This window comes from Lacticaseibacillus parahuelsenbergensis, from assembly GCF_030770265.1.
Lineage (GTDB): Bacteria > Bacillota > Bacilli > Lactobacillales > Lactobacillaceae > Lacticaseibacillus > Lacticaseibacillus casei.
Map to the genome: position 1 here is coordinate 1,049,498 of NZ_CP132482.1, position 26,165 is coordinate 1,075,662.

Sequence of the window (26,165 nt, forward strand, 5' to 3'; positions counted from 1 at the left end):
CACATGGCTTTCATTAATTTAAAGCGAAATAAAAATGTAAAAGAAACGAATTTTAAGATGTATAAAGATGGGAAGCATTGGGTTTTTGCTTCCATGTTCGTTCTTGCGTTGGGGCTTGGCAGTGCGCAAGTGAGCCAGACGCAGCAGGTTTTGGCTGATGACAGTGTTGCCACCAGCAGCCAGGTTGCCGCACCAAATACAATGGACGCTACCGCATCGGCAGCCAGTCAAAGTACAGGGTCAACCGCTAGTTCAGCAGCTGAATCATCCGCAGCGACGCCATCGCAACCAACGGCAACTACGCCAACCAGTGCAGCATCGGTGGCGGCTTCAAGTGAGGCGCCAAGTACCGTTGATCCGGAACTGGTTAAATCGGTTTCCGCTGAGTTAGCAACCGTATCATCCTATGCTGCTATAGCTGACAGTTATGCTAGTCGGGCAGCTGGCAATACCAATGCCAGTGCCGCGGCAACCAAGGGAACCCAAGCTTATAACAGTGCGCTTGATGCCCAGAAGCTCGTCAATCACTATGCAACATTGGCATCGATGTATGCTGAACAAAAGAACAACGCAGCAGCATCAACCGCCACAACAAATGCAAAAAGTGCCGCCTCGTTAATTGGCAGCTATGCCGGGCTGGCTTCAACGGCCGCTCATGATGCAGCTGTAGCAGCCATGCCGAGTATTTTAGCCGCGCAAAGCAGTGCGGCAGCGGCGACAGCATCAGTTGCCGACAGAGCTAGGGGACAAGCCAGTGCAGCCACTCAAAAAGTGACGTCCGCCTATACTGCGACCCAGTATGCCGCGGATAACAACGACGTGAAGGCGGCTTATTTAGCTGCTTCTTCAGCTGCAGTTAGTGCTAGTCAGGCAGCAACTGCAGCCGCACAAGCAGCATCATCTGCAGCCGCACAATATCAGGCAGCAAGTTCGGCAGCCGCTAGCGGCAACTTCGATGCAGTAGTAGCAGGCGATACTATTTTAGCCCAGTTTAAGACACAAGCAGATTCTGCTGATGTGCAGGCTATCACTCAGTACAATGCAGCTTCTTCAAGTGCTGAGGTGGCTAACTCTTTGGCGATTGCTGATTTTCGGGCTAAAACGGCTTCATCAGCGAGCCTTGCTGCCAGCGCCGCGGATGGTGCAGTGAGCCTTGCTTCATCAACCGCATCTGCTGCCAAAACCGTTCAGGCAACTAGTTATGCTGGACAGTCAACGAGCTTAGCTAACCAAGCTTCCAGCGCAGCGGCTGTGGCCAGCAGCAATGCCGCCATTCAACCTGCTAGCGTTCAAGTGGCGAATTCGTTAGCTGGCGTCAATAGCAGTGTCGCCGCAGCTGCGCTTTCCTATGCGGCCGCAGCTCAAAAGGCTGCCAGTTTGGCGGCGCAGTTTAACAAGGACATTTCTGGGACACAGTCAGGGGCGTCAGAGGCGACACTGTCACTGGCAACTTCAACGAATTCGATGGCTGTGGGCAGCACGGCTAGTTTGAGTACGGCAATTGGAAATTTAGGTTCATTTTTAGGAATCCAGTATGCAGTGGTTTCCGGTACATCAAGTTATGCTTGGTATGAGTCAACTGATGGCAAGAATTGGCAACAGCTTAGCAATAGTGCTGGTTCATATGCTTTTACGCCAGCTTACGCGGGTACCTATTTCTTTCAAGTAGTTGTTAATGGGAATAAGAGTTTACCTTTTAACGCTGATAATAAAGCGTTTAAGGCCGCTTCAAATACCATTACAATTCTTGTCATTGATCCAAATGGCTCCTACACTGAGCAAGCCCAAGCGGCCAATAGCAAAGCTGCCAATTATGCATCAGCCGCGAACACTGCGGAGCAATCAGCTAGCCAAGCCATTACGGATCTGAAAAACAACGCTGATACAAGTGGCCAAGCGGCGGCTTATTTCGCCAGTCTGGCAAATTCCTATGCTGCTATAACAAGTGCCGCGGCCACCACCGCAAATAGTTTAGCTAAAGCAACGAGTGAAGCCGCTGTGAGTGCGTCAACGGCAGAAAGCAGTGGTCAGTATGCATCTGCTGCTTCATACGCGGCATTGGCTTCTTCAGTCGCGGTTGCTCTCAGTTCGGCAGCAGCTGAAACAAGCAATGCTGCTGCTAAAACCGAAGAATCAGTCAATTCTGCAATGGGTGCGGCTGCAGGTGATCCGTCAAGTGTTGAACACGATAAAACCGCTGAGTACCTGACATCTAGTTATGCCACTAAAGCAAGTGCGGCTGCTTCAGCGGCTAGTCAGGCAGCCTCCTTGGCAAGTTCTGAGTATGCGGCCCTCAGTAATGCGTTTGCGACACTTGATCCTTCGTTGACTTCAAATGCCCAGACGTATCTTTCCCAAGCCAGTCAGGCGCTTTCGTTGGCGACTAGTTCGGCAAATGATGCCTCAAGCCAAGCAGCATTGGCTAAGTCAGCTGGGAGTGATTTCACCAAGGCATCTTTGGCTGCTTTAACAGCAAACACAACGATGAGCCAAGCGTATCAGCAAGCATCAGCAGCTACTAGCGCCCGCAGTGAAGGTATTGCGAAGATTTTTGCTAATCAATCTAAGGTTTATGGCGACCAGATAACCGCAGCTACCAGTGCCGCAACAGCTGCCGAGTCAACAGCTAATTCGGTCACCGCGGTCGCGAGTTCCGCAAGCGCACTTAAGAACACATCGCTAGCCTATGCTTATGCGAGTGCTGCTTCGAGTTTTGCCCAACAAGTTGATCTCAATCGCGGCTCAGAGTTAATTGCCGCGACGCAAGCGGTGAATCAGTTGAGTTTGGCATCCAGCGCTGTGGCGGCTAACGATTTGCTTGCGGCGAGTTCCTATGCAACGGCAGCAAGTTCTGCTGCGGTCCAAGCATCAACCTTTGCCTCTATGGCCACAAGCAATGCAGCTACAGCGTCGTCACTGGCCGAACGGGTCAAGAACTATTCGCTTGATACCACTTCGACGCAAGGAGCGGTTTCCAGCGATGCCTGGGTTCCACTTGGTATTGTCGTAGCACAAGGAAAAGGCGTATCGCCGCAAAATGTCTCCACAGTGACTGGTGGTAAAACGGTAACGTTGGCGTCAAGTTACTATATAGGCTTCAGACCTTTTGACACCACTTGGACCGTCACTTGGTATGTGTTTGTTCAAGGAAAATGGATATCTGTTGCGGATGCGAGCCAATATATTAAAGACTTTAATGTAACGAATGCAGTGGTTAATGGTAAAGACAGCTGGTTTAATCGTAATGCTTTAAGTACATTGACTTTTAAAACGACTGACTATGCTGGATCTCTACGTTTTCAGGCATCTTTTCAGGCAGCTAGTGGATTTAACGACACGGGGTACAGCGGCGTCGGCCAAGTCGATGTCTATGAAAATGACATTCATGCAAACAGAATAACGATTGTTAACGGTGATGATTATGTACTCGATGGCCAGAAAGAGTCGTATACGTACGCAACGGACCCGGACAACGCCACAGGGACTGTCACTTGGAGTAGTAGTGATCAGTCAGTCGCCACAATTGATAATACTGGTAATTTAACAGCTCTTAAGACCGGACAAACGACGATTACTGTTACGATTACAAACAGTGATGGGTCGACCCATTCAGATTCTAAGACAGTCACGATTGGCAATGGCCTTACCGATCAAACTGCCAACGTCGGCACGGATGTAACGTTTACCCCGCAGACGACGCTGGATTCTGGCGATATTAAATATCAATGGTATAAAGCTAATTCAGCCAACGATTCAGGGAGTGCTATTTCCGGCGCTACAAACGATAGCTTGACGCTGAATAATGTTGAGTTAACAGACAGTGCTTATTATTATTTGGTCGTCAGTTATACTTCCAATAACAAAACCCAGACAATTAAACTTGGTCCGGCAAAACTGACGGTTAACAGTATCTATGCAACAGCTGCTTCAAGTGCGGCAGCGGCAGCCTCGTCAAGTGCTCAAGAGACAACAGACTTTGCTAATGTTGCATCGTCCTATGCCGAGGTTGCTAATTCGTACGCCTCCAATAGTAGCCTACAATCCACTGCAGCAAGTTATGCCGCCAGTGCTGCTTCGGTTGCCCTCTCAGCAAGTTCTGAGGCCAATAGTTATGCTACCCTTGCCTCAAGTGCTGCGGTTCTTGCTTCAAGTGCTGAAGCAGCTGGTTCAACGACGGCAGCTTCTTCCGCGGCAGCTACAGCGCTGTTGGCCTCCAGCAATGCTGCAGTTGCAAAGAAGAAGGCGATCGATGCAGCAGAAATTGCTGAGGAATACGCCAAGCGAGCAACGGCTGAATATGCAAAAATTGCTTCCGAATCAGCTATTGATGCGGAAACGGCAGCGAAAAATGCATCAATTGCCGCAGATGCAGCAGCCAAGGCTGCAGCTAGTTGGCCAGATGATGCTGCTATCAGTTCGGCTGCTCAATCTGCAAGCACAGCAGCATCAAATGCAGCAAGTTATGCGGCGCAAGCTTCAAGTGCTGCGGTAGTTGCAACTTCAGCTAGCATAGAAGGAAATAATTCTGTTGCAAGTAGCGCAGCCGATGCAGCGTCAACTGCGGCGAGTCTAGCTTCAAGTGAGGCAGTGCTGGCTTCCGAGGAAAACAGCAAAGCACAAGCAAAGGCTGCAGCGAACACCGCTGCGAATAATCATGGCAGCGGCAACACGGGTTCAAACAATTCCGGAGACGACAACACTGGTAACGGTAATACTGGTTCGAACAATACCGGTGACAATAACACCGGTAACAGCAATTCGGGTTCGGACAATGCCGGTGACAATAACACCGGCAACAGTAACTCGGGTAACAACAATACCGGAGACAAGAATACCGGTAACAGTAATGCTGGTTCCAACAACTCGGGTAACAACAATACCGGAGACAACAACACTGGCAACAGTAACTCGGGCAACAACAATACCGGGGACGACAACACTGGTAATAGTAATTCGGGTTCGAACAACTCCGGAGACAATAACACTGGCAACAGTAATAAGGGATCGAACAACTCAGGCAACAATAACTCTGGCGACGGAAACACCGGTAACAGCAACTCAGGCTCGAACAATACTGGAGACAACAATACCGGCAACGACAACACTGGCAATGGAAATAAGGGCTCTAATAACTCTGGTGACAGCAACAGCGGTAACAGCAACTCGGGATCGAACAATACTGGAGACAACAATACCGGAGACAATAACACTGGCAACAGTAATAAGGGATCAAACAACACCGGTGACAGCAACAGCGGCAACAACAACGCTGGTTCAAACAACGCTGGCGACAACAACATCGGTAACAGCAATTCGGGCTCGAACAATACCGGGGACGACAACAGTGGTAATGGCAATAAGGGCTCGAACAACACTGGAGACAGCAACACCGGTAACAGCAACTCAGGTTCAAACAACTCGGGTTCCAACAATACCGGCGACGATAACACTGGTAATGGTAATAAGGGCTCGAACAATTCTGGTGACGGCAACAGCGGCAACGGCAATACGGGTTCGAACAATACTGGTAACAACAATTCGGGCCTGAATAATTCCGGTGATAACAATACTGGGAATAACAATGCTGGTTCCAACAACTCGGGTAACAACAATACCGGGGACGATAACAGTGGTAATGGAAATAAGGGCTCGAATAACTCTGGTGACAGCAACTCGGGCTCGAACAATACTGGCGACAACAACACTGGTAATGGTAATACTGGTTCGAATAATTCCGGTGACAGCAACACTGGTAACGGCAATTCGGGCTCGAACAATACTGGTGACAACAATACCGGCAACAGTAACTCGGGTTCCAACAATACCGGGGACGATAACAGTGGTAATGGAAATAAGGGCTCGAATAACTCTGGTGACAGCAACTCGGGCTCGAACAATACTGGCGACAACAACACTGGTAATGGTAATACTGGTTCGAATAATTCCGGTGACAGCAACACTGGTAACGGCAATTCGGGCTCGAACAATACTGGTGACAACAATACCGGCAACAGTAACTCGGGTTCCAACAATACCGGGGACGATAACAGTGGTAATGGAAATAAGGGCTCGAATAACTCTGGTGACAGCAACTCGGGCTCGAACAATACTGGCGACAACAACACTGGTAATGGTAATACTGGTTCGAATAATTCCGGTGACAGCAACACTGGTAACGGCAATTCGGGCTCGAACAATACTGGTGACAACAATACCGGCAACAGTAACTCGGGTTCCAACAATACTGGTGACAACAATACCGGCAACAGCAATTCGGGCTTGAACAATTCCGGTGACAACAACACCGGTAACAGCAATTCGGGCTCAAACAATGCCGGTGACAACAACACCGGCAATAGCAACTCGGGTTCGAACAACTCAGGTAACAATAACTCTGGCGATGGCAACACTGGAAATAGCAATACCGGTTCAAACAACACTGGCGACAACAATACCGGTAACAACAACTCCGGCGACAATAATACCGGAGACGACAACACTGGTAATGGAAATAAGGGTTCGAATAATTCTGGCGACAACAACACCGGTAACAGTAATGTGGGTTCGAATAACTCAGGTGATCAAAACACCGGTAATAGCAACACTGGTACTGGAAACAAGGGCTCGAATAATACTGGCGACAACAACAGCGGTAATGGTAATAAGGGCTCGAATAATTCTGGTGACAGCAACACCGGCAACAACAACGCTGGTTCAAACAACTCGGGTAACAATAATACCGGGGACGACAATACTGGAAATAGCAATTCGGGTTCGAACAACTCAGGTGATCAAAACACCGGTGACAGTAATACGGGCTCAGGCAACTCAGGTAACAACAACTCGGGCGACAATAATAAGGGCTCGAGCAACTCAGGTAACAATAACTCTGGAGACGGCAACACCGGAAATAGCAATGCCGGTTCAAACAACACTGGCGACAACAACACCGGCAATAGTAACTCGGGTTCAAACAATACTGGGGACGCCAACACTGGCAACGGTAATAAAGGCTCGAACAATTCTGGTAACAACAATACCGGCGATGGTAACACCGGCAATAGTAACTCAGGTTCGAACAATACCGGCGACGCCAACACTGGCGATGGTAATAAGGGCTCGAATAATTCCGGTGACAACAACACCGGAAATAGCAATGCTGGTTCAAACAACACTGGCGACAACAACACCGGCAACAACAATTCGGGCCTGAATAATTCCGGTGACAACAATACCGGGAATAACAACGCTGGTTCTAACAACTCCGGAGATAGCAACACTGGCAACGGTAATAAAGGCTCGAACAACTCAGGCAACAATAACTCTGGCGACGGAAACATCGGAAATAGCAATACAGGCTCGAATAACACTGGTAATAGTAATAAGGGCTCGAACAATACTGGAGATAACAACACCGGCAACAGTAACGCTGGCTCCAACAACTCTGGCAACAGCAATACCGGTGACAACAATACTGGGAATAATAATGCTGGTTCCAACAACTCGGGCGACAACAACACTGGAAATAGCAATTTGGGATCAAACAATTCTGGCGACGGCAACACTGGCAATGCTAATAAGGGCTCGAATAATTCTGGTGACAACAATACCGGCAACAGTAACGCTGGTTCGAATAACTTTGGCGACAACAACACTGGAAATAGCAACTCGGGTTCAAACAACGCCGGTGACAACAACACCGGCAACAATAATGCTGGCTCGAATAATTCTGGCGACAATAACACTGGTGACGGTAATACGGGCTCGAGTAATTCAGGCGACAATAATACCGGTATCAGTAACATCGGTTCGAACAATTCGGGTGACAACAATACTGGTAACGATAATACCGGATCGAACAATTCCGGCGATAGCAACACTGGCAACAGTAATGCCGGTTTAAACAACTCAGGCGACAACAACACTGGTAACAGCAACGTGGGCTCGAATAACTCAGGTGACAACAACACCGGCAACAGCAATGCTGGTTCCAACAACTTTGGTGACCAAAACATTGGCAATAGTAATGTGGGCTCGAATAATACTGGTAATAACAATCACGGCAACAACAATACCGGTAACGGTAACATTGGTTCTAACAACAACGGTAACAGCAACCAAGGCAACAACAATCAAGGAAGTGATAATGTCGGCTCGAACAATGTCGGGAATGGCAATATCGGGTCAAATAATAAAGGCAACAACCTGATCGGTGATAACTTGCGGAATCCGGTCGTGGTGATTCATGACATCAACATTAACAACGATGCTGCCATCACTGCAGACACCATTAAGAGTATGATCACGAGCATCACGGACATTTACGGTCATTCGCTTGATCCAGCTTCACTCAAGTACGTCTTAGTTTCTGCATTCACGAAAGCACAGAACCAAACAGCGAGTGATAGCATTCCAGCCAATACGATCGAATTCATCCTGACCAAGTTGGCGGATCAATCGGGTTATAAGGTTGAGATTGCGTTTGGCACAAGATTTGTCAACGGTCATGATAGCGGAAGTGGCGCGGTCACCTACGCAACTGCTCAATTACTGTTTAACGGCAAAACCAGTCAGCACGAGTTACCAGGTACTGGTGGTGGCGAGTCTGACGAAAAGCCTAGCGATCATGTGACGAAGCCGAGTGATACGACCAAAAGGCCTGAACCAGTCAATCACAACGTTGGCAATACGTCTAATGGTGATAAGAATCGTGTTGACTCTAAAGCTCATTCTGGAAATAAGACTATTAATGGTAATGCCCGTAATAGTAATGTTCGCCGTCAGTTACCACAAACTGGCGATGAGCAGGCTACAAGTCTCTCGATTTGGGGATTGCTGCTGGCAGGCTTCTCACTGCTCCTTGGCGGCCTAAAGAAACGCAAGCGTTCCGATGATTGAGCATGAAAATCGCTCATCAGACAAGCGTTTCTGACACTTGAACCATAACGCGTTCCCAGCCCAGAAACCTGCGTGTAAGGACCTCGGACGCGATGGCAAAGCCCAGCCATCACGCCCGAGGCCACTTACACTCCGGTTTCTAAGCGGGCTGGCTCACGCTCTCCAAAAAAGCATTTTGTTTGATGAACGAGTCAAATCGTATAATCAAACCGGATGCTTTTTTATTGAAAACAGCGCCATCAGGAATTAAGAAAACGTATATCTGTGCTAAAATTATGAATGTAATAAATTGTTCAAATTCGATTCTTATGCATAATGCTCATTGGCTTTTACGAGAAGGAGCTGCTTATGTTTTACTTCTTAACATCGGCAATTGATTATAATAACTCAGGCATCGAGAATGCTCAGATGAAGCGCTTGATCCTGTTTCAAAAGCACAATGTTCCGGCTAAAATCGCAACGTTCACTTATGCCCGGTATCAGTACTTGTATTTAACGCGCGAATCATTAATGCCTGATGATGTTGTCAATCTGTATGATTTTTTTCAAAACCGCACATTTTATCATGGCCTTCGAGAAAATATCGCGAATTTTAAAGTTGTGAATGCTGACGCAGAAGACAATGGCACGAACATCATCTATCGTCGCAATGGTCAAAAAGTGATGCAGGTCTGGACGTTCACGGATTATACTTTTTATGAAGAGGGCCAGATCGAACGGGTTGAGTATTATGGCGCAAATGGCAAACTGCAACGTAAGGATTTGTATGATGTCCGGGGCTTTTTGTCGAGTTCTATTTATTACGCTGCTTCAGGAGGGCATAACCGCCAAGTGTTTTATGATGCCGCGGGTGTGCCGGTCATTGTCAAGCAATTCCAGAATGTAAAAGGAGATCAGGCTGAACGAATCTGGTTGCGTTATCATGCACGATCCTATTATTTTGATTCGGATGACGAGTTGACAGGGTTCTTTTATGATCAGTTAGTCAAGCAAGATGCGGAAGGAATGATTGCTGACCGTTCGTATGCGGTGGATCCGGGTATTTATCACATGCAGCAGTGTGTCTATACGATTTCATTTTGGCATAACGTGCATACTGCGGCTGATGCCCCATTAACCAGTGCGCTGAGTGAAACACTTGGTGCAGAAATAAAGGAGGCGTCGCGGTTCCAGGGGCTGTTTACTTCAACGCATAAGCAGTCTTCGATGATTGCAAAGCGAGTTAAAAGCTTCCCGATTAAAACGGTTCCGGCTGGATTTGTTACTGATCAAACGCTGGCAGAAAAACACGTTCCCTTCGACAAGCGGCAATCGCATCATATTATCAGTGTCTCCAGGATTCATGAACAAAAGCGACTCGAGGACACGATCAGCGCCTTTGTTCAGATAAGACAGGCTGTTCCAGATGCAACGTTAAGCATTCATGGCTACATCAATGATCAAAAATTAATGGATCAGTTGCAAAAGCAAGTCGATGATGCACACTTGCACGATGCGGTTACGTTTGTTGCCTACACGCCGGACTTAACCAGTGCCTATAACAACGCACAATTGATGCTGATTTCCAGCCGCTATGAAGGGTTTGGTTTAGCGCTGCTAGAGGCGCAGTCGCACGGTGTTCCTGCCATCAGTTACGACGTTAATTATGGTCCCAGCGACATCATTATGGATGGGAAAAGTGGTTATATCGTCAAGAATGGCGATGTTCATGCACTTGCAGAAAAGGCGATTGCATTGTTCAAGGACAACCAACTTCTTCGCCAATTGAGTGACGGAGCATATGCGAGTGCGGCGCGGTTCAGCGAGAACAAAGTGTGGCAGGCATGGCAGGATCAATTTATTCAACCAGCAAGGGAGCAGAATAAATGATTTATTTAATGACAGATGTGATCCGTTATGAATTCTCAGGCATTGATTATGCCATTCGCCAACGTTATCGCCTTTTTAAAGAAATGGGTGTGCCGGTTAAAATCATATCTACCATCTATAATCGGTTCAGCGATTTGAATCGCTTCAGAGCCGGCATTGCGGCCGAAGATTGCATCAATATGAATGATTTTTTTCAGCAAGCCGTTCTTTATCATGGCCCGCGGCGGACGCTGGCTGATCTTGATTTTGGTAATTTAGTCACCCCGGTTCGCCAAGAACGACAAGTACATTATTACAAGGGACGTTATCGGGTCGTGACGGTGACTTTAGCTAAGCCGGACTCAGGGTATCCATTTGCGCCAGATCAGATCGATAAAATCGATTTCTACGGGCACCGCGATCAATTACTGCAGACAGACTATTATGATGTGCGTGGGTTTTTATCGATGCGGCATATCTTTGATGAAGAGGGCTATCTGACGACAGAACAAATGATGCGTCCAGATGGCAAGGTAGGTTATGAAAATACCTACCAAAAAGACGATAACGGGCATAACGTGTTGCAGGAAACTACCCTTCAAACGGATGATGGCCTCAGCATCTTCACGACGCGGCAGGAGCTGATAACCGACTTCTTATCGCGTTTGCAGGCGATCGGCCAGCCTGTCTATTTCTTTGCTGACTGGCCGGAAATGGGGGACGCACCGTTGTTTGCTATGACCACCCATCCCAAAATCATTGCGGTTCGGCACTCCGCCCACACCCAAGATCCTAATGATCCGATGAAAAGTCCATACGTGGATCGCGTCCAGCAGGAAATCGATCATCCGGAAAGCGTCATCGGCTTTGTGACCGCCACCAAAAGCCAAGCAGCTGATTTACACCAACGTTCCGGCGTCAAAACCTGGGCCATTCCACCATCGTATAACGAGTCTACGCTTTTAGAAAAATCGCCTGTACCGCTAAACCACCGGAAAAAGCACACAATCATCAGCGTTGCCCGCATTCACCCGGAAAAGCAACTAGATCAACTCATTGATGCACTTCAATCAATTCAACAGCGGGTCCCGGACGTTCAACTGGAAATTTATGGCTACGTCAACGACCAATCGTATTATCAGAAGTTGCAAAAACAGGTTGCTGAAGCGCACCTGCAAGATCATGTGCAGTTTATGGGCTATGTGCCTGACTTAAGTGAACCGTTTGACCAAGGAACGGTTTTGGCCTTAACCGGTTATTATGAAGGCTTTAACCTCGCCTTGATGCAAAGCCTAGCTCACGGCATGCCTGCTGTGGCTTACGATGTGCATTACGGCATCAACGAGCAAATCAAAGATGGCCAAAATGGCTTCTTAGTGCCACTCAATGATCGGACAACTTTGGCCAACCGTCTGACCCAGGTTTTGACCGATGCGGACTTGTGGCAGGCACAGAGTGTGGCGGCTAAGAAACTGGCGCAGACGTATTCAAAAGCTCATGTTGTGGCAAAATGGCGGGCATTTTTGGATGATCTTCAGGTGCCGGTTGATGGCAAAATCCAAAATAAATAAAACAAAGAGGTTCAATCATCAACGGCTACTGATGACTGAACCTCTTTGTTTTCTGGAAACTAGTCTTGACTGGGACGGCTTACCCGACTGGCTTTTTTGACTTTTTCAAGCAGACGCCAAAATTCCAGATCCCATTCATCGCTGACCTGAACGTGCTCGTAAGGTAATGCTAAAAATCCGCTGCCGGCAAAGTGGCGAATGACAATCCGCGGATAGTCGTCAATGATCTTTTGCACCAATTGCGGATCCCAGTGATAATCAGGATTGTGTAAGTAAGTGAGATCGTGTTGATAATTGAAGCGCCACGGCAAAAGCTGCACGTGGCCTTCAAGAAGAATATTGAGAATTGTCTGGTCGGCTAAATGCCAGTGGGTCGTGTTGATGGTTGTGATCAGCTTGTCGACCGGAATCATTTGGTTGAACTGAGCGGTGTTAATAATCATCATGCCATTATTGAAGTAGTGCCGCATGGATTTCATGCCGTAGAGTTCTTCGGCCGGATATTGATCCTCGTAGTAGTTTTTGGAAGCCGCAAACAAAAAATCGGGAACGGCTGCCAGAACATGGTGCTCGTCCAACAAGTCAAACAAACGGCTGACATCGGTTTTGACAATCACGTCATTATCTAAGTAAAGCAGCTTCTGATAGTTGGCAAAATAATTAGGGGTAAACAGCCGCCAAATTGCCATGGGCGGGACCGGCACACCTTCGCCAATTGTAAAGTCCGGCGATATTTGATCGACTTCGCTGGGTTTACTCCAAAAGTCGACGGTGACTTGCGGTAAACCAAACTTTTGGGGCAGGGTTTTAATATAGTCGATATCCGGTTGCTGGACATCCTCACAGACAACCAGAATCTGTAATGGCAGGGTATTTTGATAATTTTCCAAAATCGACGTGATCGCCACGGCGGTTAATTGAAGATGAAGTCGGGTGACGCAGAAAACAACGGCATTTTCACTCATTCAGAAGCCTCCAGAATTTTTGCTGAAATATCATAATTGACTGGCCTTTGATGCCAGCAGCCTGACTTGATGCAAGGCCTGCCAAAAAGTTGCTTCCCACTCGTCATGGAGCGCGACATGCTGGTAAGGTGCCGAAACCGGGCCTTCACCGGCGAAGTGACGAATGGCAATGTGTGGGTAAGCCGCCAGCATTGGTCGGATGCGCTCGGGATCCCAGTGATAAGGATCGGTGAAATATTTTTTGCTATGTTGATAATTGTAACGATAAGGCAATAGCAACGTGCTTTCTTGAAACATGAGATTCATCAGCGTCTGATCTGCCAGGTTCCATGACGTGGTTTGAATGAGCTTAAGGATGTCTCCGGGTTGATAACTGGCATTATAACGCGCCACGTTCATGACAATGACCCCGCCATTAAAATAATGCTGCATATCGGCCATGCCATATAAATACATGGTATCAACCTTGGACGGCAACTCATAATCTTTGGAAGCTGCGAATAAAAAGTCAGGGACTGCCGCAAGCGTGTGCTGGTCATCTAACTGGTCAAACAACTTGGAAACATCCGTATTAACAATGATGTCATTATCCAAGTAAAGCAGTTTTTGATAGTTCGAAAAGTAAGCTGGCAAAAACATTCGCCAGAAAGCCATCGGTGGCGTTGAACCGGTACGTCCGCGCATTTGATAAGGCTTCAGATCTCTAGCCCAAGCCGGTGGCGCCCAAAAATCAATCGACGCTGCGGGGCGGTTCAATTGTTGCGGGAATGACCGAATCAAATCAATATCTGCCTGGAGGACATGATCGCAGACGACTAAAATTTTTAAGGGTGTTTGTTGATGATAATGTTGTAACAATGTCGTGATGGCCACGGCCGTGAGTTGAATATGCGGGCCAGTCACGCAGAAGACAACCGCCTGCTGCTCCAAAAGAAAAACCTCCTGAACGTGGGCCGGCGCGGTTAGAAGTCGGCGAACGCGTTAATATGCTGTTACGCTGCTGGAAATCAAAAACAAGGCTACTTGATTTCCGATTGAATCGTATGAATCGGACTGATATTAAAACTCAGCCGCTTAACATTAATCAAGACGCGTAAGAATTCTTCCTCCCATTCATCGGCGAGACGAACATGTTGGTACGGGCAGGTGAGGCGGCCGGTACCAGCAAAATGGCGAATCAGAATGTGCGGATACTCATCCGTCACCGTTTTGACAAGTTGCGGATCCCAATCAACCTTGGGATTATCAAAGAATGCCAATGAGTGTTGGAAATTGTAACGATATGGCAAGTATTTAACGTGGCCAGCAGCCAAAATATTGATAATGGTCTGATCAGCTAAATGCCAGTGCGATGTATTGATAACGTGCAACAAACGGCTTACCGGAATTAACCGATTGAATTTCACCACATCAATCAACATGACGCCATTATTGAAGTAATGGCGCATGGAATCGATACCATAAGCTTCTTTGGCGTTAAAGTTGGCAGGGCCGTAACCAACGTCGGTCGCAAACAAAAAGTCCCTTACAGCCGCCAGAACATATGGCTCATTCAGTTGGGCAAAGATATTGCTGACATCGGTTTCGATCATCGTGTCGTTGTCTAAGTAAAGCATGCGATCGTAATTGTTGAAGTAATTAGGCATAAACAATCGCCAGATGGCCATCGGCGGCACCGGTACGCCACTGCCAATGGTGAAATCCGGTCTGATTTTGGCAATCTCTTGCGGGATGGACCAAAAATCGACCGTCACCATGGGTTTGCCATAGATCGCCGGCAATTGTTTGATAAAAGCGATGTCTGGTTGACGAACACCGCTGCAAACAATATTGATTTGTAAGTCTCGTTTGGTTTGATAGTGTTCAAGGATCGTGGCGATGGACACGGCGGTAAGTTGCAAGTGGGTCCCTGTGACGCAATAAACGATGACGTTTTTGCTCATGAAGACTTTAAACCTCCATCTGTCTCAAATTAACGCGCTTTCTGAGAAATTATGTACCAAGTGTTATAGTATCTTTATGACAAAAGGCACATCAAAGGACCACTTATTGAAAGATCGAAATAAGCGGGTAAATGACACCAGCCACGGCAATAATGGCAATGACAACGGCGATGACTTTTTGTAAAGTTTGGCCGGGGTCTTTCTTAACAGGAGGATCAACCAGCTGTTTTTTTTCAGCCTTGAACCGGTCGTGTATTTCTTGATCCAGCGTATGTTTTTTTGGTTTTGACATGATAAGCTATATTATATTATAAAATGACTAATATTAATAGGTGGTTCTAGAAAGCCAGAACATGCTTAGCTGAAAAGGAGTTTGCTTTTTGAAACTAAGAGAGCATTTGGCATTACATAAATATGTTAAACTGGCGAAACAAGTTATCGCAAAACGGGATATTTATCGCGCGATGTCGGATAAGGAACTGAAGGCGCAGACCCTGCATTTTCGTGAAGCCTTGAAATCCGGAAAATCGTTGGCCAGCATTATGGTGCCGGCCTTTGCGGTTGTCCGCGAGGCAGATCGGCGGGTGCTGGGGATGGAACCGTTTTATGAACAGGTCTTAGGCGCACTCGCTATGCAATTTGGCAATGTGGCAGAAATGAAAACGGGGGAAGGTAAGACGCTGACGGCGACGATGCCGATGTACCTCAACGGCTTGGCGGGTCCGGGGACTTTTTTGATTACGGCCAATGCTTATTTGGCAAATCGTGATGCTGAAGATATGGGCCGCGTCTATCGGTGGCTCGGTGTTTCAGTAACGGCCGGCGTTTCCAAAGAAGGCCAGGAAGATGAAGATCGGGATGTCGATGATATTTATCAGCACGACATTGTGTACACCACCAACAGTACGCTGGGCTTTGATTATTTATTAGACAACCTGTCCGGCCCTGAAAAGCCGAAGTATTTAACGCATTTTCGCTTTGCGTTACTTGATGAAATTGATGCGGTCTTGCTGGATATGGCCCAAACGCCGTTGGTGATTTCCGGCGCGCCACGCGTTCAGTCGAATTATTTTCTGTTGGCGGCCGAAGTGATCCCATTGTTACAAGCTGACCGTGACTATGTGCTCAGTGACGATAAGAAAAAGGTTTGGTTTACTGAGGCCGGCATCGCGTTGCTGGAAGTTTATTTTGGCGTTGACCATTTGTTGTCGGCTAAATGGCGGGATTTATACCGACACTTGGTGTTAGCTTTGAAAGCCCAGTTTTTATTCATTCGTAATCGCGATTATGTGGTTGTTGATCATGAGGTAAAATTGCTGGATATCACCAACGGGCGCGAGTTGCAGGGGATGCGCCTGGAAGCCGGCCAGCATCAGGCGATCGAGGCTAAAGAGCACCTGCCGATTTCGGACCAGACCCGCTCAATGGCGTCAATCACGTACCAGAATCTGTTTCGCATGTTTACCCATTTGTGTGGCATGACAGGAACAGCAAAAACAGACGCGGCCGAGTTTCGTGAGTCGTACCATTTGGACGTGGTCATTATTCCCACGCATAAACCGAATATTCGCCAAGACAAGCCGGATCGTCTTTTCCTCGATACGGAACATAAAATTTATGCCTCTGTTGACATGGTGAAACAGGCTTATGCGGAGAAACGCCCTGTGCTGATCGAAACCGGTTCCGTGACCATGTCGAATCTATACTCGCGGGTATTGCTAAAAGCCGGCATTCCGCACAACTTGTTAAACGCGCGCAGTGCTTCAAAAGAAGCCATGATTGTCAAAGAAGCTGGCCAACCGGGAACGATCACCGTGGCGACATCGATGGCCGGGCGCGGGACCGATATTCATTTAGGTAAAGGCGTGGTCGAAAAAGGCGGCTTACTCGTCATTGGCACCGAGCGTATGGGCAATGCTCGGATTGACAATCAACTGCGGGGCCGCGCTGGGCGGCAAGGCGCACCGGGCGAAACGGTGTTCTTTGCCTCGCTGGAAGACCGGATCTTGCTTGAACATGGCCCGAATTGGCTGAAAAAGTTTCGGCGAAAATACCGCGGACACGCTGAAAAGCTGCCGCAACCGTTAACGGGCCATCGCTTTCGTCGGCTCATTAATCATGCACAAGCGGCTTCGGAACGGTCAGGACGGGATTCACGCTTTCAAACGTTGGAGTTTTCCGAAGTCATGCGGATTCAACGGGAGACAATTTATCGGACGCGTGACGAAATACAGGCTAGTCAGAACTTAGAGGCGGCAGTTGACAAACTGTTGAATCGAACAATCGATGAATTTTTGGCGGATCATCATCAACTAAATGAAGATCAAATGATGGACTTTATTTTGAATGTCATCAGCGCCCAACTCATTACGGATAGCATGACCATTCCCGCTGTCGAGGGATTGCGACCGCGGCAGACTAAAAAAACGGTCAAGCCCTTTTTGCGCCAGCTAATGGATCAACAGTTACAGGCCCAACACCAATTGTTGCCATCGCAGGATCAGTTTGATTATTTCGAAAAGGTGTCACTGCTTAAGGCACTTGATACGGCGTGGATCGAGCAGGTCGATACTTTGCAGCAGTTGCGATCCACGGCTAATTCGCGCGCATCGGCGCAACATAATCCTTTCTTTGAATATCAAAAAGACGCGCGGGATGCGTTTCACCGCATGACTGGCGATTTTGCCCAGCGTGCGGTTAAAAACCTGATGTTATCGACCATTCACAAGAATCCCAATGGCAGTGTTCAAGTCGGTTTCCCGGAAGCTTAAGGGAAGTTGACAGCACGATTGCCGTGAGTAGACAGGTTGTCAGTGTGATTGCCGTTTTGCAGTCCGTGAACCCGTGGTTGAGGAGGCATTTTTTAGTGAGTAATAAGCACGACATGTTGATCCGCTCATTATGGACAGCATTAATTTTAGGTATCGTGGCTTTGGGTCAGCTGGTTTTATTGCCAGGAACGGACATTGCTTCAGCCAGCGAACAACTTAAATCAGTGCCGTTTTTGCAGCTGGTTGCCGGTGCGACCGGCAGTCAGTTGCAAAATGCCACCATTCTATCTTTAGGCATGCGGCCATATATGACTGGCATGATTGTGTGGCAGGCCATTCAAATGCTGTTTGATGAGCAGGTACAGCGCTGGACGCTGCGAAAATCAGGGATTGCCCAACGGTTCATCACGTTGTTCTTTGCCTTTATTCAAGGTTTTGAAATGGTTTATGTGATGCGCAGTGCCATTAAGCCGATCTATCTGCCCGGGTTCAGTTTTAATTTTGGTTTGGTGCTGGTTTGGATCATTTTGATCGGTGGCGCGATGTTTACCACCTGGCTGGCTGATTTGAATATGGCCAAAGGGGTGGGTAGCTCAGTGGCGTTGATTATTCCATCGCTGGTATTTTCACTGCCCAATGTTTTAAACAGTGGTTTTTATCAACGCCGCCATCCGATTTCGGAACAGGAGTACATCATTGCGGGCATCGTTGTGTTGGTGTTCATTGTGGTGATGACGATCATCAACGAAGCTGAATTACATATTCCAATTGAGCGGCCTTTACTGGAAAACGAGTTAGCCAAGTCGTATTTGCCTATTCGGTTATTGGTGGCCGGGTCTATGCCGTTTATGTTTTCTTCGTCTTTGTTCACGTTGCCGACTTATTTTGTAAACCAAACCGTCGGGCCCACCAGTGAGTGGCAACGGCAGATTATCAAGTGGTTTTCGTATAACACACCACAAGGGATCTTTTCGTATGCGATGGTCATGATTTTCTTGGGCTACGCATTTGGGTACATGAACATGCAGCCGAGTAAGTTGGCGAAAAATCTCAAGGAAAGCGGCGACTACATTATTGACCAGGTGCCGGGCGAAATGACCAACCGCTTCTTGCTACGCCATTTTTCACTCATGTCGGTTTGGGGCAATTCGATTCTTGTGGTAATTGCGATTACCCCGTTGATTATTGGCCTCAAATATCCGCCTGTAGCGAATTATTCAGTGATGCTGGGGCAGATTTTGATCTTAGTCACCATCATGGACACGGTGGATTCACAAATGCGCGCCCTTTGGTATAAGAATCGTTATCAGGTTATCTGACAGGGAGGAAACTATGCTTTATTTGCTGCCGAATTGGCCCCAAATGCCAAAGCTGCTAGAAGAAGAGTCGATGGTTAACTTGGCGCACCTATTCAGCGCGCACGATCAACCATTTGAATTGCTCTTTTTGCGGCCAGAGCCTTGGCTGCGCCGAACTTTAAAAGAAAATGATCTCTTATCTGAACGGTGGTGGTCAGTCTTTGATGCGATTCAGGACGTACCATTTCAAGCGGGGCAACCGGTTGATCTCGAAGATTTAGGGATGCCGGCGGATGTTGAACGGATCTTTTCGCAGAGTCAGGTGACGCTCAATCGGCAGGATGAGTTGTATGCGGTGATCAAGACATTTAAGACTGGCTTTATTCTGAGTGTTGAATTTCCTGAAGGGGCTATCGGTAAAGAAGAGCGGGTTTATGATGATCGCGGCTTTTGGAGTTACAGTCGGTTTTTTGACGCTCAAGGCAAGGTCATTCGGCGCGTTTGGTATGACTTAACCGGAAGCATTGTGATGACCGAAGAAGCATCCGGTCAAGTCACGATTGGCACACAAGCAGCACGCCGATTCAAGCAGCACCAATATGCGAACCTGGATCAGGTTATTTTGGAAAAACTGAACGAGCATTTAGCCATGGCAGCCGATCCGCATATCGTTGCCATGGCAGGGATGGCGCAACCCATGTTAAAAGCCATTATGGCAGGTTATCCAGTGACCATGTTGGTTGAAGAACATTTAGCCAGGCAGGAACGGCAATCTGTCCGGGCGGTGGCGGAACAGGCAACGGAGATTATTTCGCCGACCGATCACTATGCCGAACAATTAAAGAAACAACTCGGCACCGGTGCTGACCAAAAGATTCAGGTCATCCCGCCTTACGCTACCACGCTGGCTTTAGGGGTCAGCAACGAAACGGATGAAACGACCGTGATGTGGTATGTCAATCAGTTCAATGCCGAACGTTTGGCAGTTGTTTTCCCGCAGTTATTGGCTATGTTGAGCCAGGAGAATCGGCGGCGATTGGTTGTGGTTGCTGACAATGATGATCAAGTGGCGCATCTGCAACAACTGGCCATTAACTTTTTCGCGAATCTTCAAGGCATTAGTCCTGACTCAGGCATGTTTGCTGAAATTACCAAGACGATCCAAAAGTGGCAGGACGACCAAGCGCATGCTGGCGACAATGTGACGGTTGAAAATGCCCAAATGCCGCTGCCACTGGCGCAAACCGATTCGGCAGCGGATCGAGCTGCTAATCAAAAAGCCCTCAAGATTCAGCAAACGGCATTTCAGGTTTTCCAAATGTTGACGCATCTTCATTACGCAGTCGATCCGGAAGTCGGTCAGTTGAAGCAGTGGCTGCATAGCAGTCGGTTGTTGGTTGATTTAGGCGATCAACCTAATTTGTTGTTGCAGATTGGTGCGATCAGTGTGGCAATCCCGCAAATTAATCGGCATGAGACCGGTTATGTTCAAGATGGCGTTAATGGCCGCATCATCGATCAGGATCGTGCGTTGGCTGACGCGCTGTCTGGTTATTTGGATCAATTGTCCGCTTGGAATCGCACAGTGGTGGCGAATGTCAAATTGATCGATCGGCATGATGATGACCAGTTGATGCGCTTATGGAAGAAGGTTTTGACCCATGGCAGATAATTCTTATCCCGTTTTACAGCTGGGGACGCAGGCAATACCACTGCAGGAACATCTCACGAAGGACTTTGCTTTTGAGTTTATTTCAAACGCTGCCTTTAATACCGCGCCGACCCCGCCAGCGACTCAGCCGGACAAAAGCGATTCGGAAGGTGAACCAGAGAAAAAAACCGACCAGCTACCCATTTCTTTGTGGCAGAATGCAGACATGACACAGTTACGCCGCGAATATGCGACAGCGTTGTTCATCATTACAGAAGGCGCAGCCGTGTTAAAGCAACCCGACCAACTGATCGGCCTGCCTGCTAACACCATCATGTATGATGAAACGTTATCGTTAACACCGGAAATCATTCACATTTTGGATTTAAAACAAGCACACCCAATTTCGTTAGATCATTTAGACCAATTAGGCGAACAGATCGTTTTATTCTTTTATCCGGCGCAATGGGGTATTCGGGTGCCTTTTGGCCGTATCGAAATTGCCGATGGCTTTTCCGGAAGTGTTATGCAGCAAGGCAGTGTCGGGGTGACGTTAAAAGGGGATTTTGGCCGCGATTTGCAACCGGCTGTTTATTGGCGCGGCTCACTAGGGATTGGGCAAATGGAAGCCATTGCCATTTCAATTGAATGTGAGACCGCTGGGGATGTCGAAGTCTGGGCCAAACTGCAAATGGTGAACCCGCAAAACTTTCAGATCGCCCAAAAGAAACTCATTCCACTATCGGCATTTCGTGATGATACGATCTTAGACACGAAAGCCGGGTTCCGGTTTGTCAACATCACCTTGATGGCCAAAGGCAGTGGAACGGTCAAAATCAGGCAGGTTCACTTACGGCGCAGTCGCGGCAGTTATGGCACGATGTTTATCGGTGGCAAACGGTTGAAAGCTGTTAAGCCATTGGATGGTGAGCTGTTGAGTTACTTTGACGCCGGTGATTTGAAGCCGCCACTGTCGGTTTACTTTTCCGGTTATCGGTCGGCTGAAGGGTTTGAAGGTAACTTCATGATGAAAGCGATGCGTAATCCCTTCTTGCTGTTCAGCGATGCGCGGTTGGAAGGGGGAGCCTTTTATCTTGGTGATCCGCAGCTTGAGAATCAGGTTGTTGAAATGATTCAGGCGACCTTGAAGCGTTTGGGTTTTCGGCCGGATCAGTTGATTCTGTCCGGGCTGTCGATGGGCACGCTTGGGGCGTTATATTATGGCGCCAAGTTAGATCCACGGGCGATTTTGGTTGGTAAGCCGCTGATTAATCTAGGGACAATCGCCGAGAATGGCCGGGTGCGGCGCAGTGCCGATTTTGCGACTGCTTTTGATATGCTAATGATGTTTAATGGCAGCGCTACTCATGAAAGCGCCAAAAAAATTAACCAACGCATTTGGCAAACGATTTCTGGCGGGAAGTTTGATCACACGCTTTTTGCGATTGCCCATATGCTGGATGACGATTACGAACATCATGCGTTTGATGAAATCGTTAAGTGGCTGAATCGCCGCCAGCAGCATAATCGGGTGTTGCATATCGGACTGCACGGGCGGCATAACGACAATACCAACGAGGTGAATGCCTGGTTCCTGCGGCAATATCATATGATTTTAACGCAGGAATTCGGGCGCTCATTCTAGGGAAAAGAGGCAACAATGGAGACTGCTTATTTGTTTTTCTGGCGCCGGATGCTGGATACGACCTTTAATTATGGTGCGCAGGTGACATACATGGCAGATGGTACCGTCCAATTCGAAGCACCCATGATGCCACCGGGTAAAACCATTCACGTGTGGACGACTACTAAAGACTTTGAACATAATCTGCAACTGGCAGAATTGCCGGTTTTAACGCCTGGAGAAACTTATGCGCTGGCTCTCAACTGGGAAGTGAAGGAGGACAGTGTCTTCTGTCAGATTGTCTTTACCGACGCTTCCGGGTTGGAAGTCGGGTCGGAAGTTTTCGAGGACGGCAAAGGGACCTTTACTTTTCCACTTACAGCGACTGCATATGAAATTCGCTTAAAAAATATGCGCCATGAACAGGTCATTTTTCATTATGGTATGATTATCCCAGTATCTGTTTATAACCATTTTGATATAGCGGTGAATTTAAACCATGCGTTGGTGACTTTTCGTGCGCGTAAGCAAACCGATGAACCGCAAGTTTTGGGGATAACAGAGCGCAGCAGCCTGACCAAGCCGTTATGGTTGCCGCAAGCAGCGCGAACGATTTTTGTGGTAGCTGCCAATGCTAAACAATTGCTTGATCCGCAGTGGTGCCAGGAGACGGCGGCATTTTTAAAAGCTGAATTCGATCCGGCATTTGGTTCGTTAACCGTTGCATACCAGGTTGGCCGCCATCTCGGTCACTTGCGGCAGGCATTACGAGCGGCATTTTCCAAAAAAATTGAAAAGTGAAGGGGTAAAGGTAAATGATTTTTTTCATGAATCGGGCCATGGGCATTGGCAATTCCGGTGTCGAGCATGCCGAATTCTACCGCGCCAAGTTATTTGACCGGTTAGGCATCGACTACCGGTTTGTCATGTTGGACGTGGTGCGCGAACTACGCGAGGCAATGGCAAAATGGCAGATTAAAAATCGCAAAATGATTAATATTTGGGAATATTTTACATTTGGTGACGATTATCTGCGTCATGGCATTGAAGATTTGATCACCCCGAAGGATCATACCTTGATCGATGGGACGAATACATATCGGATTCAGGAGTACATCACGAGTGGTGGCCTACGGATCGTCAATCACTTGGTTAAGTATCCTGACAAACACAAAAAGAGTAATGTCCTGCTCGTCAGTACCGGGCGCACCGAAATCTTCAATCAGCGCACCGGCGAAAAACGGGTGATGTTCTCGTACGTTGACGATCAGCATCGCGGGATGTTGATGAAAGACATCCATCTCTATAACCAAAACGGGCAGCATCTTTTCTTCGCCAATGAAGTGTTGATGATTCGTTATTTCATGAATAAGCTTAACGACTTCTTTGGGCATAACAGCACCTTCATCATTGATCGTGGTGAAGGGGTCGAGATGGCGATTGACTATCACCGCCCAGTTGGCAGTCACATTGTCAATATCGTTCACGCTGATCATCTGTCTGATCGGGATGACCCGAAAAACCCGCTGTGGAACAATCATTACGAGTACTTATTAACCCGGCTGAATCGGGTCGATCGCGTGGTAGTCGCAACCAAATTGCAGCGCGAGGATCTTATCCGTGATTTTCCTCAGTATGCGAAAAAGTTTGTCGCGATTCCGGTTGGCGGTGTGCGTGATCAGAAGACAGCACCGGTTAAAACAGCCGTGGGTGATCCGATTCGCTTAATTACGGCTTCTCGACTTGCCTCTGAAAAACATATTGACTTAATTATCCGAGCAGTTGCGGCTCTGAACAAAGACGGTGTTCACTACACGCTTGATATTTATGGCGGTGGTGGTGAAGAGATGAAGCTGAATCAGTTGATTGATAAACTACATGCCGGTGATTATGTCAAGATGAAAGGCCAGACCAATCAATTGGATAAGCTTTATCCTAAATACGATGCATTCGTGTCGGCCTCGTTCTCTGAAGGGTTTGGTTTAACATACATTGAAGCGCTGAATGCCGGCCTGCCCGTCGTGACTTACAAGGCGCGTTTTGGCGCCATGGAATTAATCAAGGACAATGTCAACGGCTTTTTGCAGGACTTCAAGCGGGATGATACCCAGTACAATGTCGATCAAATGGTGACGGGTCTGAAGCGCTTGAAAGCAGCAGATTACCAGAAACTGTGCGGTCAGACGTTTAGCTCGGTCGCAGCCTTTCAGGATCACCGAATTGCAGGAGAATGGAGGAAGATGCTCGATGAACTATGAAATTGTCAATCAGCTGGAAACCGGCCAACCTGGCTGGGATGCCCACAAGGCAGTACTTAAGCAAACCAATACCCAGTTGCTAGTCTTGGGCCCGCTGCCCGGTTTCTATGGGTTCTTAAAAGATGAACACCTCCAAGGCGTGGATTTAATCGACACGATTACCCAGCGGCGTTACATCGATCACAAGTATATGTTTTTTGACAAAGCACCGGTTCCTGAAGGCACGGCGGTTTACATGAACGAAGATGGTACCATTTCACTTATTAGTGAAGGCGAAACGATTGGCTCGATGGTGACCTATGCCGGTACGCGCCGGGCAGTCAAGGAGTTGCGCTACCAGTACTTAGATAACACTAAAGACTTGATTGAGGAATATTCGTTTGATGGCAATCATTACAGCAATCTTTTTTACTATAATGACGATATTCAGGAAATTCAGTTTTTAAATCGCGATGGAAAAGTTGTGATCCGGGAATTTTTCTATGAAGGTGCGATCAACCTTATTACCGTCGAGGATCCTTTGAGTGGGCATGAATTGCGTCGCTATGACGACATTGAGGCTTTTCGGGAAGGCGAAGTTGCGCGTTTTCTGAAACCGGAGGACACGGCCATAACCCGTTACATGGGATTGGAAATGACGGCACTGCGACATGCCAAGTCGCATAACGTTTTACGACTGTCGGAATCGCCATTTGACGAGAATTCCGAAGTGCGTGGCAATTTAATGGCTATTTTGACCAACGAGATTGCTTATATTCACGAGGTACAAATGGATCAGGCAAGTTATAATGCGTTAGCACTAAGAGATGTGCCGCTAGACAAAGCCAAAGTGGTCACGGAAGCGCGGTAACATTGTCAAAAAATAATCTGTGAGACCGATCAATTTACAACCCAGGCGCTCAGATCAAAAAAGCGATCTAAGCGTCTTTTTGTTGTGAAAAATATTATCGTGAGCTATTGCTGAGGATTAAAAACAGGTCCTTATCACGAATGCGTAGAAGCGAAGAAGCAGGATTGTCAGATATTTGTTAACCCCTTTAACGACGAAAGTATAGCTAAAAGGAATCTTGAGTACGATTTTAAGGCTTAAAAATGCCGTTTCAAGAAAGCGGTTACAATTCTTTAAAATTTGAAGTTCATAAATACCGCCATCTCTAAGGTGTTGGTAGATCAGTGGTTGTGACTGATATCGACAATTTTGAATAACGGCGAATCGATTAAAATATTGATATTAATTTAAATAAAAATCGTTATTTTGAAAAATTATATGTTACACATACAAACGTATGCTGAAATCATGAAGGAATAACCTAAGAATGATGAATCAGGAGGGAATGG

Annotated in this window: 14 protein-coding genes; 10 read left to right on the forward strand and 4 right to left on the reverse strand. The window is 47.5% G+C overall.

Annotated elements, in window-relative coordinates; genetic code table 11:
* Nucleotides 1-3: 3 nt before the first annotated feature.
* The 3 genes from LACPH_RS05080 to LACPH_RS05090 all read left to right on the forward strand — a co-directional run bounded on the left by LACPH_RS05080 (nucleotide 4) and on the right by LACPH_RS05090 (nucleotide 12,317).
* Nucleotides 4-8,898 (forward strand): KxYKxGKxW signal peptide domain-containing protein, encoded by an 8,895-nt coding sequence (locus LACPH_RS05080; RefSeq protein ID WP_306387372.1) that lies wholly within the window; start codon nucleotides 4-6, stop codon nucleotides 8,896-8,898.
* A 348-nt stretch (nucleotides 8,899-9,246) separates the two neighbouring features.
* Nucleotides 9,247-10,767: an accessory Sec system glycosyltransferase Asp1 gene (gene asp1 / locus LACPH_RS05085; protein WP_274784690.1), complete on the forward strand. Its 1,521-nt coding sequence runs from the start codon at nucleotides 9,247-9,249 to the stop codon at nucleotides 10,765-10,767.
* Nucleotides 10,768-10,775: 8 nt separating this feature from the next.
* A complete protein-coding gene (locus LACPH_RS05090; RefSeq protein ID WP_306387374.1) occupies nucleotides 10,776-12,317 on the forward strand; it encodes a glycosyltransferase in 1,542 nt (513 codons plus the stop codon).
* Between the two features lie 59 nt (nucleotides 12,318-12,376).
* Here LACPH_RS05090 and LACPH_RS05095 read toward each other — a convergent pair whose 3' ends face one another.
* The 4 genes from LACPH_RS05095 to LACPH_RS05110 form a co-directional block, all read right to left on the reverse strand.
* Nucleotides 12,377-13,282: a glycosyltransferase family 8 protein gene (locus tag LACPH_RS05095; protein WP_274784692.1), complete on the reverse strand. Its 906-nt coding sequence runs from the start codon at nucleotides 13,280-13,282 to the stop codon at nucleotides 12,377-12,379.
* 30 nt (nucleotides 13,283-13,312) lie between these two features.
* A complete protein-coding gene (locus LACPH_RS05100; RefSeq protein WP_274784693.1) occupies nucleotides 13,313-14,212 on the reverse strand; it encodes a glycosyltransferase family 8 protein in 900 nt (299 codons plus the stop codon).
* 89 nt (nucleotides 14,213-14,301) lie between these two features.
* Nucleotides 14,302-15,225: a glycosyltransferase family 8 protein gene (locus LACPH_RS05105; RefSeq protein WP_274784694.1), complete on the reverse strand. Its 924-nt coding sequence runs from the start codon at nucleotides 15,223-15,225 to the stop codon at nucleotides 14,302-14,304.
* A 103-nt stretch (nucleotides 15,226-15,328) separates the two neighbouring features.
* Nucleotides 15,329-15,517: a hypothetical protein gene (locus LACPH_RS05110; protein WP_049169422.1), complete on the reverse strand. Its 189-nt coding sequence runs from the start codon at nucleotides 15,515-15,517 to the stop codon at nucleotides 15,329-15,331.
* 88 nt (nucleotides 15,518-15,605) lie between these two features.
* Between LACPH_RS05110 and secA2 the strand changes: the two genes are divergently transcribed.
* The 7 genes from secA2 (at nucleotide 15,606) to LACPH_RS05145 (ending at nucleotide 25,677) form a co-directional block, all read left to right on the forward strand.
* On the forward strand, nucleotides 15,606-17,996 hold the full coding sequence (gene secA2, locus LACPH_RS05115; RefSeq protein WP_274784695.1) for an accessory Sec system translocase SecA2: 2,391 nt from the start codon (nucleotides 15,606-15,608) through the stop codon (nucleotides 17,994-17,996).
* Between the two features lie 95 nt (nucleotides 17,997-18,091).
* Nucleotides 18,092-19,315 (forward strand): preprotein translocase subunit SecY, encoded by a 1,224-nt coding sequence (locus LACPH_RS05120; RefSeq protein ID WP_049169424.1) that lies wholly within the window; start codon nucleotides 18,092-18,094, stop codon nucleotides 19,313-19,315.
* A 13-nt stretch (nucleotides 19,316-19,328) separates the two neighbouring features.
* Complete coding sequence (gene asp1 / locus LACPH_RS05125; protein WP_274784696.1) at nucleotides 19,329-20,966, forward strand: accessory Sec system protein Asp1; 1,638 nt, start codon at nucleotides 19,329-19,331, stop codon at nucleotides 20,964-20,966.
* Entirely contained in the window at nucleotides 20,956-22,590 is a 1,635-nt protein-coding gene (asp2, locus tag LACPH_RS05130; protein WP_306387378.1) for an accessory Sec system protein Asp2, read from the forward strand. Before asp1 (LACPH_RS05125) ends, asp2 begins: the two co-directional genes overlap by 11 nt.
* A 15-nt stretch (nucleotides 22,591-22,605) precedes the next feature.
* Nucleotides 22,606-23,370: an accessory Sec system protein Asp3 gene (asp3, locus tag LACPH_RS05135; RefSeq protein WP_274784698.1), complete on the forward strand. Its 765-nt coding sequence runs from the start codon at nucleotides 22,606-22,608 to the stop codon at nucleotides 23,368-23,370.
* A gap of 14 nt (nucleotides 23,371-23,384) precedes the next feature.
* Nucleotides 23,385-24,827, forward strand: a complete 1,443-nt coding sequence (locus LACPH_RS05140) for a glycosyltransferase (RefSeq protein WP_274784699.1) — start codon at nucleotides 23,385-23,387, stop codon at nucleotides 24,825-24,827.
* Complete coding sequence (locus LACPH_RS05145; RefSeq protein ID WP_306387379.1) at nucleotides 24,817-25,677, forward strand: hypothetical protein; 861 nt, start codon at nucleotides 24,817-24,819, stop codon at nucleotides 25,675-25,677. Before LACPH_RS05140 ends, LACPH_RS05145 begins: the two co-directional genes overlap by 11 nt.
* Nucleotides 25,678-26,165 lie beyond the last annotated feature (488 nt).